Here is a 15569-nt window from a genome sequence, read left to right as displayed (position 1 = left end):
CCTCTCCGGACAACACCACTCAAAGTGAGCAATGTCGTTGGGATGACTGGCTCTTCGCCGGCCGAAATTGCCTCCGCCGCTAAGATCCGCGCAGGGAGGCCAGCCACGAAAGCAAGATCAGCCGCCAAACGCACAGCAAAATGCCTCGCCGTCTCACAGGTTTTGATTTGCCTCTCAGCAGTTCCGAGCCTTGCCCATCCCAATACGAAAGCGGTGCGGTTGCAGATGCTTGCAACCCGCAGTTTTCCACCAGTGCTGATAAGCCACCCCCAAACTTTTGCTGGCTTACGGAACAGAGGATGGTTTAGCGAGATGGAAAGATTTCGCCTGCTGGCTAAGCATTCGCAGGCGAGGATTGAGGAAAAAAGCATATTTATTCTGACTCTCGCTCTTCACCCAGGACGGAGCTGCAATATCGTCGAACTGTTCAGGAAGCGTGTCATGCGCTGCGCCTGTTTTTTTAACAAATTTTTCGAGTTGCACACGTAGCTGAATTATCAACTCGGCTTCCCATGCGTCATTGTCACCTGGGTCGTTCGGTACTGCAGCTGCGTAGGAATCGGCGATATAGTCGCTCGCTCGTAACTTCTTATCTTTTTCGTAAACTACACGATCAGGTGTCTTGACATGCCAACGCAGTATCTGCGCTACAGCTAACTCGGATGTAAACACCGAGCCGATTGTTGGGGTCGATCCCTTGGACTGCCGGCGATCGGGCGGTGGGTTTTCGAGCACGATCGGTACGGCGAGTAAAGCGTGCAGTCGGCGCAGTGTCATTTCCCAAGTCGCCAGTCCGATTGTCTGATGACTACGACCTATCCGTACCCATCGATAAAAGGAACGCCATGAAGGGATCATGTCCCTCGGACCCTCCGCCGTCATGTCGCGTACCAAGCCTAAATCGTCCACAAAACACAACTGGTTGATGAAGCGTGCATTACTCGAGAGCCTTGCCGTCGTGGAGACGCTGGCGCCAGGTTTGATTGGTACCTTCAATCCTTGGGCTGCGAATACGTCGATGTCAGCGATGTGCTCCTCGACATCAAGATAGTGTAAATAAGCAGCAAACCCGCCGAGCTCTGTTGCTCCCTTCGGGTTGCCAATTGCAAATGCCATCGACCAGTGGCATGGCCCGTAAGAAATACCGGCGTCATCATATGCGTTGATCTGGTCGAGGTATCCCTTGCACTCCTGCTCGGCGACCGCACGCACTACCTTGAAAGTCGATGCTTTCGCAAGATTGGGGTCGGCTACCGCAGGTGGGAGTGCAGCAAGTAACTCCTTTTGATCGACACCAAGCATTCGCATCGGCATGACCTCTGCGTACTCAACACGGCGCTTGAGGTTCGGTTCAAGGCTACCGGGGCCGCGAATGATCGTATCTTTGTCTTTGTGCCAGGGAGCGCAATAGCCAATTAGCTCGAGGCTCGTCTCGGTCATTTCGCCCCCGATGGGGAGTCTAGTAAAATCAGCCGCAAACATTCGCAACTTGCTGTTGTCAGTTTCAGCTCGTCTCCACAGATCGGCTTTCGCGGAGACGACCCCAGCCGGCGGTCGCTCATCAGCGTCGAGCTGAGCGTCATCGTAGGCCACAATAATCAATGGTGATCGCTGGCTATTTTCTGACCATTGATCGATCAGTGCACGTGTGTGTTGGTTGGCGCGACCGCTGAACTTTCCAGCGTACTTAAACAACACGTTCGATTGGGGTGCCAAATCATGGAAGTCCCGTCGCGCTAATCGTTCGGGTGAAATCATCGGATCACGGGCAACTGCTGCGACCTGTCCCGCCGCGCTGATCTGGAATTCGCGGATCACCTGCTCTAACGGCATCAAACCATCAATGTCGCCGAACCCCATTGAATTGAGCTTAGCCGCTAGTCTCTGGGACCAAGGGACGCTTGTATCTTCATCGTCGAAGAGTTTCACTATCAAGGCATCAACACCGTCGTCGCGATGCACTGGCTCTCGTATCAACTTTCCTACGTGGCGTAGGAATGCGAGGGTCGGCACGACCTCGACATTGGGGTCACTTGGCCCACTAGGGACGAGTTTCGGAGCGATCGACCAGCCGAGAGAGATCCCTAGAGCGAAGCTGGAATCATCACCAAGGATAACTTCTGGCATTGGCACCCGGTCGGAATCGTCCGCATTGAGCACATCGCGGGCACGCAGCACCGGTTCATAGCTTCCGGCCAAGAAACTCTGCAAACCCAGCGCTTCCCAAGCGACATCACCCGGATCGACTCGACGCATATCTATTTTAAAAGACGCAGCGAGCAAACCGTCGCGAAAGTCTAGTAGCGCACTGCGCAAGAAGGCGGGGGTTAAGCGTACAGGCCCGTAGAAGGCGAAGGCCGGCGCAGTGCCCAAGGGAGGGAGTGTGCCAAGACTCTTCATCTGTGTTAGCAATTCTTTGTCTTGGACGCGCACCAGTAGATTGCCTGTCAACGCCAAGCGGTTAAGACAACGGTCAGTTACCCTGCCGCTCTGAACTTGGATTTGTTCGGCAGTCGGAATTTCTGCTGGATTCGCCGCGATGAACCGCAGCGCGCCTGGGAAGATCGGACGAATAGTTGGCGGCGCTGCCATTCCTACCGGCCAACTCCCGGTGATCGCTAACGCCTCAAGCGGCCATCCTGTGATTGTATTGCCCGGCATTGCATCGGGAGCGATGATTGCTACGCGGTTCGCCGCCGCGAGCGGAGCGCGAAAATTTAGCAGCCCGAATGGATTGGTCATGTTTTCCTCCAATCAATCGATATCTGCTCTGATAAGACACGTCTACCGTGGCCAATCGCGGCAAGCTCGTAAATCCACTCGCCCGAATCGGATAAGGGATAGTCTTCGCAGAACATCTCTGTATCCTTGTCAATCTCGCGGCGCTCGAATCCTGATCGACCCGGTGCCCGTCGCCTGAGTTCAAGACCTGCGTAGCGATCTTGGCTACGCCAACGTAGAGTCACGATGCCGGCGGCGCTTACCACTGCGCGCATGTTTTCAGGCGGGTGAAGTTCGCCATTCGCTCGGGCACGCATGGGATTGGAGGGTCTGCCATCGACTCTTCGCAACATTTGTGCGCGAGGGTCCTTGGGATCGAGCGCGTGACGGATCGGCACAATCCGGAACTCCTGCCACAGCCCAGGAGAGCAATCAGGGACGACGGCCTGGAATCGACCTGCGTCGTCGGACCTGATCGCGCTCGGTAGAAAGTCGCAGACTCGGTACCATCCTTCGTCGGCCGAAGTGTCAGCTACGATCGGACGCGTCTCGATCACAAAACCGATGCCCTCGATCGGCCCAGGTTGGACCCACCTGCACAAAATTGCCCGTTCCATTCCCGGCACGGGTACTGTGAGCAAAAGGCTCGGCCGTGGCGCTATTCGGACATCGCTGACGCGCACGAGTGCCACCACCTGCCAATCGCTGGTTACGCCCGCTGCCGAGATTCCGCGCACGCGATAGACCGCTCGGGTCGGCGAACGTCCTGGCAATGAGTCAGACCACCGTGGCAGGAAGGCAGCGTTGGTCACGCGTTCGTACGCAACGTCACTTGTTGGTGCCTGCGCTGCGTGTAGCAGCGCATCCTCACTTGCTCCGGGTGAAAGACCCAGACCGGATTCAAGCACCCGCTCCACTTCATAGCGGACTGCACCTTTCATTGCGGTCCAGCTGAGCGAGGCTAGTGCATGCTCGACAAACTCGCCGGCATCCCGCGCCCAAAAACGCGGTATCGTCATCGCGGCTGGAACTGGCCGTGCCGCCCCCCGCGCAGCTACCATTAACTCACAGCGCGGCCCCTCATTACCAACGCCCGAGGCCCCTGTAACATAGCTAGCACCGTCAGCGGAGCTGACCCCTAGACGCAGTGTCCCTGCTGTGAATTCCGATGGTGGATCCAGCAAAACATCTAGACGGTGGAGGGGCAAGAACAATGCAGGCGATCCGTCGAGCAATGACTTAGCTTCATCGACGGTAAGGCTATTTACATGGCCATATAGGTTTAGCGCACGCTGGCTTGCGCCCGTGGGCGGATCAATTATGAAGTGTCCGTTCTCGTCACGCGCGGTGTAGTGCTCGTCCAGAAGATATAGATAAAGTGTCCCCGACGCGGACGTGATCGGATTTTTTGTTGTATCGATAAGTTCGAACGTCAATGGTTTGAGCTTCAGTAATTTTACCGCCCCAGGAATGGCTGGCATTCGAGTAAGACGTGTCACTGAAGTACTCTCATTTGCAGCAACTGCATATTGCGCCGCTACTCCACCCAGCGGCGGCTCGCGTCCAGCCGAGCGTCGCACGCGTAGCGTGGAGTTTCCCGGTGCACTTATGATCGTGAACTCGCCTTCAAACGTGAGCAGTTTACTGTCGACGAGAGGATCAAGGATCGACTGTGGTACCGGATGATTACCGGCGTCACCCACAATGATGTCTACTTGGACCGCGTTAAGGGCGTTCTTAATCTGCACAACCTCGAGAACCACCAGGGGCTGGTACGCAACCGATGTCCATTGCTGATAGACCCGGAACTCGACTGCGTCGGGTGCAGAGAATTCATTAGGCGCTTCCCAGTCAAGTGTGAGAGACACGTTGAGTGTGCCATGCATAGGAAGCTCGACCCGTTCTCGGTCGAGTGTTGCCCGAGGTGGAGGTGGTGCAAAACGGTCTCGCAGCAGGACCGGCATAGGCGTGGAAGGTGGGCCTACAATCCCGAAGAGATCGATACCGCGCAGTCGATATGCATACCAGCCCTCAAGCGGCGCCGCGCCCCAGGGCAAGTCAATATCGTCCTCGAAATGATTTTTCTTGCCGCGCATCAGCGGATCGGCGTCATGGCAGGGCTTGAACGCTGCTGCCGGGTCGAGTGGCGGCGGAAACTCGTCCTTGGCCGTCTTCGCACCGAAATCGAACCGTTCGATCTGCCACGCGTAAGCGTTACGCGAGAGTAAGGGAAGCAATCCGTCAGTTGGCGGATCCGCATTCGCAGACGGCTTCCAAGTGATACAAGCGCTCGGTGTAGGGCAGATTCTAGGACCCTTTTTGGCGGTCTCGATCAAATCCAAGGAAAGGCTATCGTTGGTTGGTGCCTGGGGCATCCATCTAGCACCTGGCGCGAAGAAACGAGCGAAACCAGAATAGCCGGCAAGAGCGGGATGTTTGGAAAGATTTTGGTGTATCGGGTCGAGAATTGGCGGCGCGGGCCAGTCCAGGTTCGGCTCAAACATCGTGCACATAGCTTCCTGCGCTCTACCATTCCACGTCGCCTCGATTCTATATTCAACCGGTCCTCCAACGTTCTGTGGTAGCTCATCCTCTACTCCCAGCCCGAGTAGCTTCGCCATGCCAAAATTGCTCGCACTGAACAGTAGGAAGACCGTTGCCCGCAGCCTGTAATGGTCAACAATCGCATCGTAGGCCCGCCGTAAATCGTAGTTGCCATGTCTCATCGACGCGAGAATGCTGCGATCGGGGGCTGGCTTACCAGGCCAATGATCGTGTTCAAGCTCGAGATTGGTCGCATGCGAGTCACCAAGCATTTTGGCAACTGCTTCGATCTCAGTTTCTAACATGTCGGGCGCAGCCAGCGGGAGTGCAAAAGCGAGTATTGGCTTCAGAGTGAGTACGGCAGCAAGCGGCGGTAGCGCAGCCCCGCTCATTGTTGCGCCCCGTACTGCATGGTCGGCCGCGATTTGTGCGTCCTCTATGATCCAGTTCTGGCTTGCTCCATCCAGCAGGGCGCCTGGCAGCCGCAAGTCCTGCAGCAGTGTTAGTGATTGGCCAGAGACTCTCAATCTTCGGATCAAGGTGAAGCCATTTTCTGGGAACAGGCGCTCCACCGGTATGGTCCAGCGAACCACTGCAGTGGGAGGGACGCGGTCCGGATGGAGGCGCGCGAGAACGTCGATCATTCTCTTCATTAAAATAATTTCTCCAGTGGTATGCGCCATACCAATTTAACGTCAATGGCTGCGCCATAGATCGTCCTGCGTGCCTCATCTGGTGCCCCTGAAGGCGCCGCCTGCCAATCAAGCGTCACATCGATCTTTTCGGCGGGCTCAGTGAGGGGACGTGGGGGGGATAACACAGCAATGATTCGAGTTCGGTCGAGGTTGGGGATCAATGCCAATGCTGCGTTGTTACCGGAGATCTTCACGCTGAGCCGTTCGGCCGTATCATCAAGCGGCTCAGGTGCTTCAATCAGCAAATACTTCAGTTCATTTTCGACGCGGACTGGCGTAATCCGTGTTTCGGCGACCACCGCGACTGCCGGGGCACCAAACGCTTGAATCAGTGAGGTAAAGTCTGTACTCGAAGACAAGCCAATTTGGACGAGGCCAAGTACGGGGATGTGCGACGGCGGGGTAGCGAGTGCCTCAAAATTGGCGAAACGTGACGTAGTAAAACTCCAGCGCGCCAGCGGTGCAGTCGGGTTGGCGTCGCCTGCACCGCGATCGACCGCAACCAATTCAGCCGAATAACGTGTCTCTGGCAGGAGATTGAGGTCCTTGAGTGCGATCGGTAGTACGGTGTTGCCCGACTCAGGTGGGGGGGGCCCAACCTCGCAAGGTATGCCGGGGTCGCCAATGCGCGCAGCGCCCCACCAGCGCTCGATAGGCGAGAGGTTTAGCGCGCCGCGCTCCCAATGGGTGGGCAACAGCACATGTCCGTCGGGGCCCGACACAAGGTTGCCATTTGCGTCGCGCAGCCGGACCCCTAGGATGCGTTTGTCTAGTGTGTATAGCGCATCGAAATAATCGTCGTGGAAGTGGACGAGGAGATCGTAATCGCGAAACGCGGGACGCAGACCGTCATTGGGATAGACGCCTGCTATCGCGCGCTCGAGGCCGTCTTTCCAGTCAGGGGCGCGCCCGGCTGTGAAGCTGTACAGCCGCCGCGTTGTTAACGGGGCACCTACTGCATTTGTTCCTCGCAGTGTTTGTCCTACGATTGAAACGGTAAGCTGATACGCGTGTCCTGGGATCAGTAGCCTCCGACTTGCGGCGACTGTCCATTCCTCAGTGCCGGACGAACCTTGCCAGTCCAACTGTGAACCCGACCCGTCATCAGCGAGGAGTTTCTCCCAACAGAGATTTTCCAACATCCATTCGCGATCGCGGTATCTCACTGGGACGGGGTTTGTGACGACCTGGTGATCGACCCGAGATGTATTTGGTGCTGGAGGACGGTTTGGAATGTATTGGGTGAGAGTGACATCAATAGCGGCTATGCCTTCTGGGGGATAGATCAAAAACTCATCCTCGACCCCGAGCCCGACGCCATAGCGGTTGTCGCGATAGGGATCGTCAGATGAACCGCTCCATCTATAGATCCAGCCGTTCTTCAGGCGCCCTACCCCCATTTGGAGATCGGAAAGGGGGATACACAGGGTCTTCGTCGTCGGCCTCTTACTGCAATCGACGGGCGGCGTTTCTTCCGCACCTCCCCCGCCGTTTGAACCGTCCTGGCCGAAGCGGCGCGAAGAGAGCAGCCGTAATTCTGTATTAGGTGGTCGTGTACTTACTACCTTGCCTTGTTTATCTTCGCGAGTGACAGGCGAGCGTGAGAATGTACCGAATAGATCAACCGGCCGTCCCACCGTCACATCCAGCAGCTCTAGCTCAGTCAATGACCATTGGCTAAGCCAGCCAGAGTTCTTGCCAATTGATTGTGGGAGCGGCACTGCCACGTCGTTTAGTTGCACAGGCACGCCTGGCGCAAGCGCAACGCGCAGGCTTTTCGAGCACTCCAGCACGAGAACGCTATGTGGGTGCACAGTGCCGAGTGTAATTGTCGCGGAACCCTGGTCTGAAACATTTCCAAAAATTCCATCGTCGACCGGATGATCGTCGGTGTTGGGCCGCGGCATCCAATTGCGGGGTACTGCATTGAGTCCCTGAACGACAGGCTCAAGCTGGGGTGGAATATCTTCGCGCCAAGTGAACGTATATTCGAGGCAGAGCCGGATTGTGTCGAAAACTAGGTCAATCTCGATGCAGGCCTGCAGGGGTATTTCAATGTACTTGGGGTTGGCGATAGTGAGCTGCGCGCCTGCTGACACTGATAGGCACAATGAAAGTCCTCCGCCAACCAGTCGCGCACGCCCCCTGAGCTTGAACATTCCTTCAAGTTGTTCTGGTTTCCAAGAGAGCAAAGCTCTTGAATCGGCAGAGACGACGAGCTCGGCATAGACGCTGTCGCTGCCAGCTTTTAACTCAATCTTTGAGCGCATGCCTATATTCGCGGCGCGCGCCGCGTCGAGCCCAAACCAGTACTCCGCGCTCATAAGCCAATTCCCGTCGAGTTTAATCGCGCGTACTGCTACTGGTTTGCCAAGTTCTGGCGCCTTACCGAGCCATACAGAGAAGTCCAGGGGGCGATTGACATGAAACTCTCCGCCTCCATTGGCATCGACCTCAAACAAATCGCCGTTGTGCCACTCGGCTTCGAAATCAAGCCGAAGAAGCCCGGTGGTTGGGTATACCGCGAGCACGGCAGCTAACTTACCCTGGTTGGTCGCGTTCATTGGCGAACGCTCCTTGAGCATTTCACCAGTGGCCGTCACCACCAATGTCAGGTCCTCTATCGATAGCAAAAGTGCCCCGCGCGCGGAGAAAAGCCAGCCGTCGTCAGCAGTGCCAATGACGACCCCAAGTCCGATCGAATGGGCATTACGCTCAGGATGCCATTTGGACAGCGCGGAAAACCCCTGTGGAGTTTGCTGGAAGGCGTCGAAATAACGCCTCTGGCCCGTGTCTGGCAGTGTCAGCGCCATATTATGAGCCAGCAGACCCGACACGCCGTAGAGCGAAAGCCCGGTTGCGGCGATCGGTATGCCACCAGGGACAAGTTGCGCCTCGGCAGCAAGGAAAAGCGTAGTGACGTCGTCTCCGTTGACCCGCTCCGACGATGAAGCAAACACGACGTCTAATCTCATATCGAGCGACTCGACGTCTAGGTATCCGGTACCGCTGAGCGCGTTGCGCGTGTCATCCCAGGCGACGGTCGCGGCAAACGCATAGGCCCCGGGTGAGCAGGATTTGAGCCCGATTCCGTTGAAGCGGACTGCGATACGTCCCCCGCTATAGCGACGCACAACGAGACCTTCGACTGAGGCACCAGCCGGCAGCCCCTGTAGAACCTCAACCGCCGCTGAAATGTGTAGCTCAAGATCGTCTGGCGCACCTTCAGGCCGCTCGAGGCTGAAGGCCGTTACGGTTAGCTTGAGGAAAGTCCATTTGAGAACAAAAGGCTGCGTGGTCGCGATGCGTGCGCCTTCGGCGAGTCGCAGCCCCCCTGATGGTCCGATGCCTATTTCGTCGAACGCAAACGACGGCCAGCCGCCTTCAACACCGTCAATGTCTGGGGTGAGCTCACCCGACAACCAAAGCGTTCCGGCACCGCCCGCCCCATCTGCCTCAAGCCGGATGCTGTCAACGTCGAGCGAGAACATGCCGTCGAGCGGCATGTTGATAAAAGCCTCGCTGCTGCTGAGCGCGGCAATCATGCCCGCGGGGCCTACCGAGAAGTCGACTGCCACCCAGCCATCTTCGCCTCCTTTGGATAAAAATGAGCTGAGATCAAGGCGGCCTCCAAGATCGACTGAAACTAGCTGGCTTTGTTCGAGCGTCAATTCGGCACGCTCGAGCTCACACGTGAACTCATAGAGCGTCACTGGTAACGCGGGGCCGGCTAGTTTGGCAAAATTGCCGCTCAATCCATCTCGGCCGAACACGATATTCGTGCCGTCGAGCTGGAGCGGTGCGCCCGCCGAATCGGTAAACATGGGTAAGACCAGAGTGCCTGCGCGTACCGTCAGAAACGCTTCCGCGCTGTCGCCCACGCATATATCTTCAAGCGTGACTTCGATGTCGGTGCCACCAATGCGTGCTTGAGATAACGAAGCTTTACTGAAGGTGAGGAAATGGAAGCCGTCGCGATCGAATACCAATGTGCAACTAGTACTGATCGTCGCGCCGCTACCGTCGCTCGCACTCAGGATCGCGGGGTCGATCCGCAGAGTGATTTCAAGGTCCTCTAGTACAAGCGATGGTTCTGGTCCGCAGGTCATCTCACCCTTTGCAAAGGCGTCCTGGTTGAATGACAAGGAAAACTGATCTAAACCCGGGAGGTGAAGATCGATGATACTTGGAAAATTAAATTCGGCCCCAAGTACAAATCCGTTCGGGCCAAAATTGGTCCAAGCGTTGGCCACCATGATGTCGTCGAGAATGGGCGCAGCGCCAATCTCAAGAAAGTCGATGAGGGGGATATCGATGCGGTCAACGAAATCCACAAGGGGGCGAACTGCACGTACTGTGTCGATGGGCATGCTCACCTCAACTCGTTCGAGGTAGGAGACTGAGACTTGGCGAATTTAACTATAGTTGAAAATTATCTGATGTCATGGCCCCCAAACTCAGACATGACTTTTATTTTTTTCAGGTGTTCTGACGTCTGCCCTCCCCCAAACATGGGGGCTACTGTATCCATGCCACTGAATTTTAATCTTTATGGAAAGGCTGTTGTGTCGATGCTAATCACTAGCTGACCCACCCTGCCGATTGCAGTTGATCTGGGCGCTTTACTGATTTTCGACTAGGTGCTCCGTATCCTGCAGCAACTACGGTTGAACACAAGGTCCGTCTTCAGCCGGTGTGACAGCCGCCACTCGATGAACTATCGATCCTAGGGAACAATACTAATTATATTAAACTCTTGATTAGCCAGAATGGCTTGAGTTGAAGCGGGAGTTTTTGCTTAAAACTGAATGTGTCAGACGGTACAGATAAATACCTGAAAATTGCCGCTAGCGAAACTCGAAAGGGAACGCTATCAATTGACGCCGAGTCCTCCCCGGACTCGGGCACCGGGGTACACCTGACGTAATTAATTAAAGCGACGTACAAGAATACGCACGGCCAATGGCCTGGCTGTAATGCTCAATGCCTGTTACTCGAGCGTGGCGGACTTCGGCGCGTCACAGGATTGGGTGGCCGACCTTAAAGGAGCGCTCCGATTCGAAAAGATTACCGTTGTGTGTGACTGGCCGGCTGCGGAAGGTTGCTGGTTGCTTCAGCAACAGACTGGTCGCGCTGCTACGCAATGGAATCTCCTCGGTGCCCTCGGAACACCTGCACTGCCTCCACCTGCGCCCTGAAGAACACAGCCCGAACCAGATGCCTCAGCGCCCTTCGAACAACACAGACAAGACCGTGTGTTTTGACGCTCACGCCGAATTGACCCACTTGCTGACGCAAGACGGGCCCATCTCCAAATCCGCACAAATCCAGCAAAAGTTAACAATTCGCGAGGTATCAGACTGGGTCACTGATATCTCGGCAACTGGGGCAATTCTGCGCCGGCGCCAACAGACCTGCACGGCCGCTAGCGATTCGCCGCCGAGAATTTGTATCCCAATTGAAAAATAATGTTCCTCTGGTCGTGCAGGGGATGTACGGAGCTTCTGTCATCACTAAGCCGGGTTGCTCGGCATCGAACATTCCTGCTGAATTTGCTAGCGGATATCGCGATCCGAGATTTCAGTCACGCAGGCATCTATCTCTTCTGCTAGCTCTAGAAGGTGGTTCCTCAGTAACGGCAACGCTAGGAGCACCGTTACCGGACGCCGTCCCGCCATCGCTAGGTAAGCGTTCATCATTTGATCTGAATGGCTGATCAGGGCCGCGAGATGCTCCCCTCTCGGACCGGTTTTGCCGGCCATCCAATTCTTTGCGGTCTTCTCACTGACGTGTGTCCACCTCATTAAAACCTTAACCGCTTGGGCGGGGCCGTAGATCTTCCCCAGCGAGCAGTTCTTATCTAGATATCTGTCTATCTGAAAAATGTCACTTGACCCTGGGCTACTTGCGGGCAGGAATCTCTTCAAAACCAGCGGCAATCAGATTCGGGCGAAGTGCTTTCAAGCAAGTATGTGGCACGGCCAGCCAGAACAGGTTCCGCGCTCTGGTCACAGCGACATAGCCGATGCGACCTTCCTCGGTAAGGGTGCCGGCAAGCAAGGCGTCGACGTTCGGCTTTTTGGTTACGTACAGAACCGCACCGATAGACTCGCCCTTCACCTGGTGGATGGTTTCCACTCTAATCCCGGGGCCCCGATCTTTCTCCTCTACCGCACCAGTTAGGGGAAGATCCAATAACCCGGTTTTAGCCAGCTTGTTGCCCAGCCTGTCTGCGGCCTTCAACCCAAATTGCCCTTCGGTGGTCGAGAGAAGCTTTTTGAGATTGGTCACTAATTGGGGATGCCACTCGGTTTTAGCCAAAAGCGTAGATGAAGGTAGCCCGGCATCAGCGTCGCGGATGAACCCCCACAGCAGTCGTCTAAGCCCAAGCATCCATGCATCCTGCGGGGCACCCTGAAGGTGGGTGCTGAGGCCATGCGGTGGCTTATCCATCAAACCCACCACCGCTCGGCACACAAGCTTGAAGCAGTCTTGATAGCGGCCTTGCTGGTCTCGGACCAATGCTGCTTCGGTGAAAAGAGCGACCGTACCTTGACCTGGGGGAGCAGCTTTGCCAGATAGCACTGCCGCCCGGTCAGTCCCCCGGCTGAGTATCACCGCATCTTGATATTGCATGCCCAAGTCATCAATTTGTGCTTTGAACGATTCAAAAAGCTTAGGAAGCTCGGAGTCCTTGTACCCGACGAAATATGCCCCTCCGTTTTCAGGCTCCCGATCGGCTTCATCCTCGCGGCCACAGAGCGAATTGGCGATGGTGATGATTGGAGGCAGTGAGCGGTAATTGCGCGTGAGCTTGAAATCCTTCACCCCAGCACGGTTGTAATAAGTGCGCAGAAACGAACCGTCAGCTCCTGCGAAGCCGTAAATGCCCTGGTTCACGTCACCAATGAGCGAGACATGGACTCCAGCCTTGATGAGCAATTCCACGATAGCCTGATGCAAGGTGCCCAGGTCCTGGGACTCATCGACCAAAAGCTGCGGATAGCGGGCGGCAAGTGCGCGCAAGACTGCAGGTTGACCCACCAACGTTCGGTACACCCAGTACCGACCAAGCTCGTGCGTGTAGGCTCCAATGCGACCCAGGCGTTTGATCGTATCTGATGCTCTGACAGTATCGAGTTTCACCAAATCATCGTGGGTACCGGTGAAGAAGTAGAAGTTCCCATGCTCCAGGCCCACTTTGACGTCTTTGATGATGGTCGGACGTCCTTCCTCAGGCCAGTACCTAAAGTTGGCCAGGAACGGCTCTGTACCTGACACAAGGTACGCGGCTTGGTCTGAGGACATTGTCCGGTGAGCGTGGGGACGCAGCACATGCTGGGTGAAGAAACCGTCGAGCGTGTCCACCTCTACGCGCTTGCGGTTAGCGTCGTCTGGAAGGTCTGAAGCGAGCTGGGCATAGCCTTTGTTGAAGGTATTTACCGCAACATTCGAAAAAGACAAAAGGACAACCCGACCCCGACTATTTTCCATTTTTTGCCGGACGGCAATCAGCCGCCTGATCGCTGTGGCCGTCTTGCCGCTACCGGCGCAGGCCGTGACAGCGATAGGTCCAAGAGGCGCATTGATTATTTCCTTCTGCTCATCGGATAGCTTCATGGCTTGATCGATCCCTGACAGACATGCTCAATCGCCTTGCGAAGATAGTCAGGTACTTCACACATTGGCGTGCTGGAAATCTGTTCAGCCAAAGCCTGGGCAAACCGGCCCTTCTGCAGGTTACCGCTACTCGCTTTACGCTCGAACATACCGCAAAACAGCGCTTTCGCCTTCGCAGTGTTGTCTGGCTGAGCATCCACGATCTTGCGTAACGCTGCCGAAATGATCGGATGAGGGTCTGCCAAAGCCTTGAGCATCGGGTCGCGGTTCGCCTCAAGCAATGCAAGGTCGTATTCCAGCGTTTTCAAACCGTGGAACACTTTGACGAAAGCGTCTTCCGATTCCTTCATCTTGACGGTGTTGCTCGACAGCCTCACTTCGTCTCCCAGCGACGGGTAGACTTCTTTCCGCTTTAGCTTCTTCTTTTTCTTCGCAGGCTCAGCCAACGGATCATCCGCGTCAGGACCGTCGGCGACAGGGGCATCCGTTTCTTCGAGATAGGCTGCCTCGGCGAGAATGTCTTCGATGTCACCTGCATCCAGCGCACCTTCCGCAAGCTCGTTGACCTCTTCCTCCTCGAAAGGATCGGCGTCGGTTACGACGGCAACCGGGATCCGAAGTCCGTTTTCACCGAACATGGGTAGGAAAGAGTCGAAATTTAGCCCTTCGACACTGATCAGGCTGACCCCGAACTCTCGCAGGTCCAGCCCCATGAGCGTGGCCAGAGCATCCACGAGCATGAGCTCGGCGGCGCCTTCCACGAATATTACCCGGCGAGCAAAAAAAAGCTCGGCTCGCGTCACGTCCAGATAGCGCTCCAGCTTTTCGCGTTTGCCCTTACCGAACTTGATGTCGCGCGGGAAGAAGGTCTCTACGCCAGCATCGTTCTCAACCAAACACACCAGGGATTCGAGCTTGGAGTTGCTGGCAAAATTGGGGGAGTGGCTGGTGACGAACAGCTGAACCGCCTTTTCACCTTCACTCGTTGGCACGCCTGCAAGGTAGCGCAACAACACGCGCTGCAGGTGAGGATGCAAATGGGCTTCCGGCTCTTCAACAATCAAGCTGCGATACGCGGCGTCCGGATTCTTGGCCAGCTCGCTTAGCACTACCGCCATGAAAATCAGGTTGTTGAAACCCAGGCCATTCTGCTCAATCTCCATTGCTTGAGCCGTGAGGGAAAGCCGAGCAGATAACCGCTGAAAGTCCGTCGCGCTAAGCCCAACAGCGAGTGTCTGTGCCAATTGATCGCCCATCATCAGGCCGTGTCGGGACGAAATCGCGGTATGGGTGTTCTGGATCGCTTCGGTCTGTTGGAGCTTTTCGTCCAGTTCCTTCAGTGCTTGGTTAATCGCGTCACGGCCAGGTTCATCCGTGAGCATATGAAGCAGGTGTGCCAGCTGGCTGTTGCGGCTGGGTCGAAGTCCCTGAGCGGCATCCCGCAGGGGTTGGAGATAAACGCCCCTGAGGTTTTCCATCATGTCTGAGGTGAGGGTCACGTCCAGATGATCGCCACACCAACGCTTCACTCTGAAGCGTCCTGTCTGATCTGCGTCGGTATAGCGGACATGGATATGGGCTTCCATGGTCTTATCAGCAGCAGGCTTGAGAGCAGCGATAAAGTCCGCTTCATCATCGTGGCTTAAATCACGAAAGACAAAATGGAAGGAAATGTCGCCAGCCGGCTCGCCTTCAAGCGGACGATGCCGATCGGCGATATCAAGGCGGGGATACGGTTCGTCATGACCGGCGAGAAGCGTTCGAAGCGCATCCACTACAGCGCTTTTGCCAACATTGTTTGGACCTACCAGCACATTCAACCCAGGCTGAAATTTCAGCTTGGCGTCACGTAGCTTGCGGAAATTCTTAATAGTCAGCTCAGCGAGGTACATGAAAGTCTCCATCCTTGTTGTGCGGATGAAAGCCTATATGAGCTGAAGTGCGCAATAGGCTTCCTCTCTCCGACTTCCAAGGTCCGCTATTCATGAA

Annotated in this window: 5 protein-coding genes; all 5 read right to left on the bottom strand. The window is 55.8% G+C overall.

What is annotated here, in order from left to right:
• Positions 1–285: 285 nt before the first annotated feature.
• Complete coding sequence (locus tag ACWKWM_RS20250) at positions 286–2742, bottom strand: hypothetical protein (protein ID WP_483847841.1); 2457 nt, start codon at positions 2740–2742, stop codon at positions 286–288.
• Complete coding sequence (locus ACWKWM_RS20245; protein ID WP_483847840.1) at positions 2739–5948, bottom strand: hypothetical protein; 3210 nt, start codon at positions 5946–5948, stop codon at positions 2739–2741. Before ACWKWM_RS20245 ends, ACWKWM_RS20250 begins: the two co-directional genes overlap by 4 nt.
• Positions 5918–10330: a hypothetical protein gene (locus ACWKWM_RS20240; protein ID WP_483847839.1), complete on the bottom strand. Its 4413-nt coding sequence runs from the start codon at positions 10328–10330 to the stop codon at positions 5918–5920. Before ACWKWM_RS20240 ends, ACWKWM_RS20245 begins: the two co-directional genes overlap by 31 nt.
• Positions 10331–11861: 1531 nt before the next feature.
• Positions 11862–13580 (bottom strand): UvrD-helicase domain-containing protein, encoded by a 1719-nt coding sequence (locus ACWKWM_RS20235; RefSeq protein WP_483847838.1) that lies wholly within the window; start codon positions 13578–13580, stop codon positions 11862–11864.
• Complete coding sequence (locus ACWKWM_RS20230; protein ID WP_483847837.1) at positions 13577–15472, bottom strand: ATP-dependent nuclease; 1896 nt, start codon at positions 15470–15472, stop codon at positions 13577–13579. Before ACWKWM_RS20230 ends, ACWKWM_RS20235 begins: the two co-directional genes overlap by 4 nt.
• Between the last annotated feature and the right edge of the window lie 97 nt (positions 15473–15569).

The sequence above is a fragment of the Pseudomonas rosaeacicularis genome (assembly GCF_057128745.1).
Note: the sequence above shows the minus strand (reverse complement) of the source record. Positions and strands in the feature narration are given on the sequence as shown.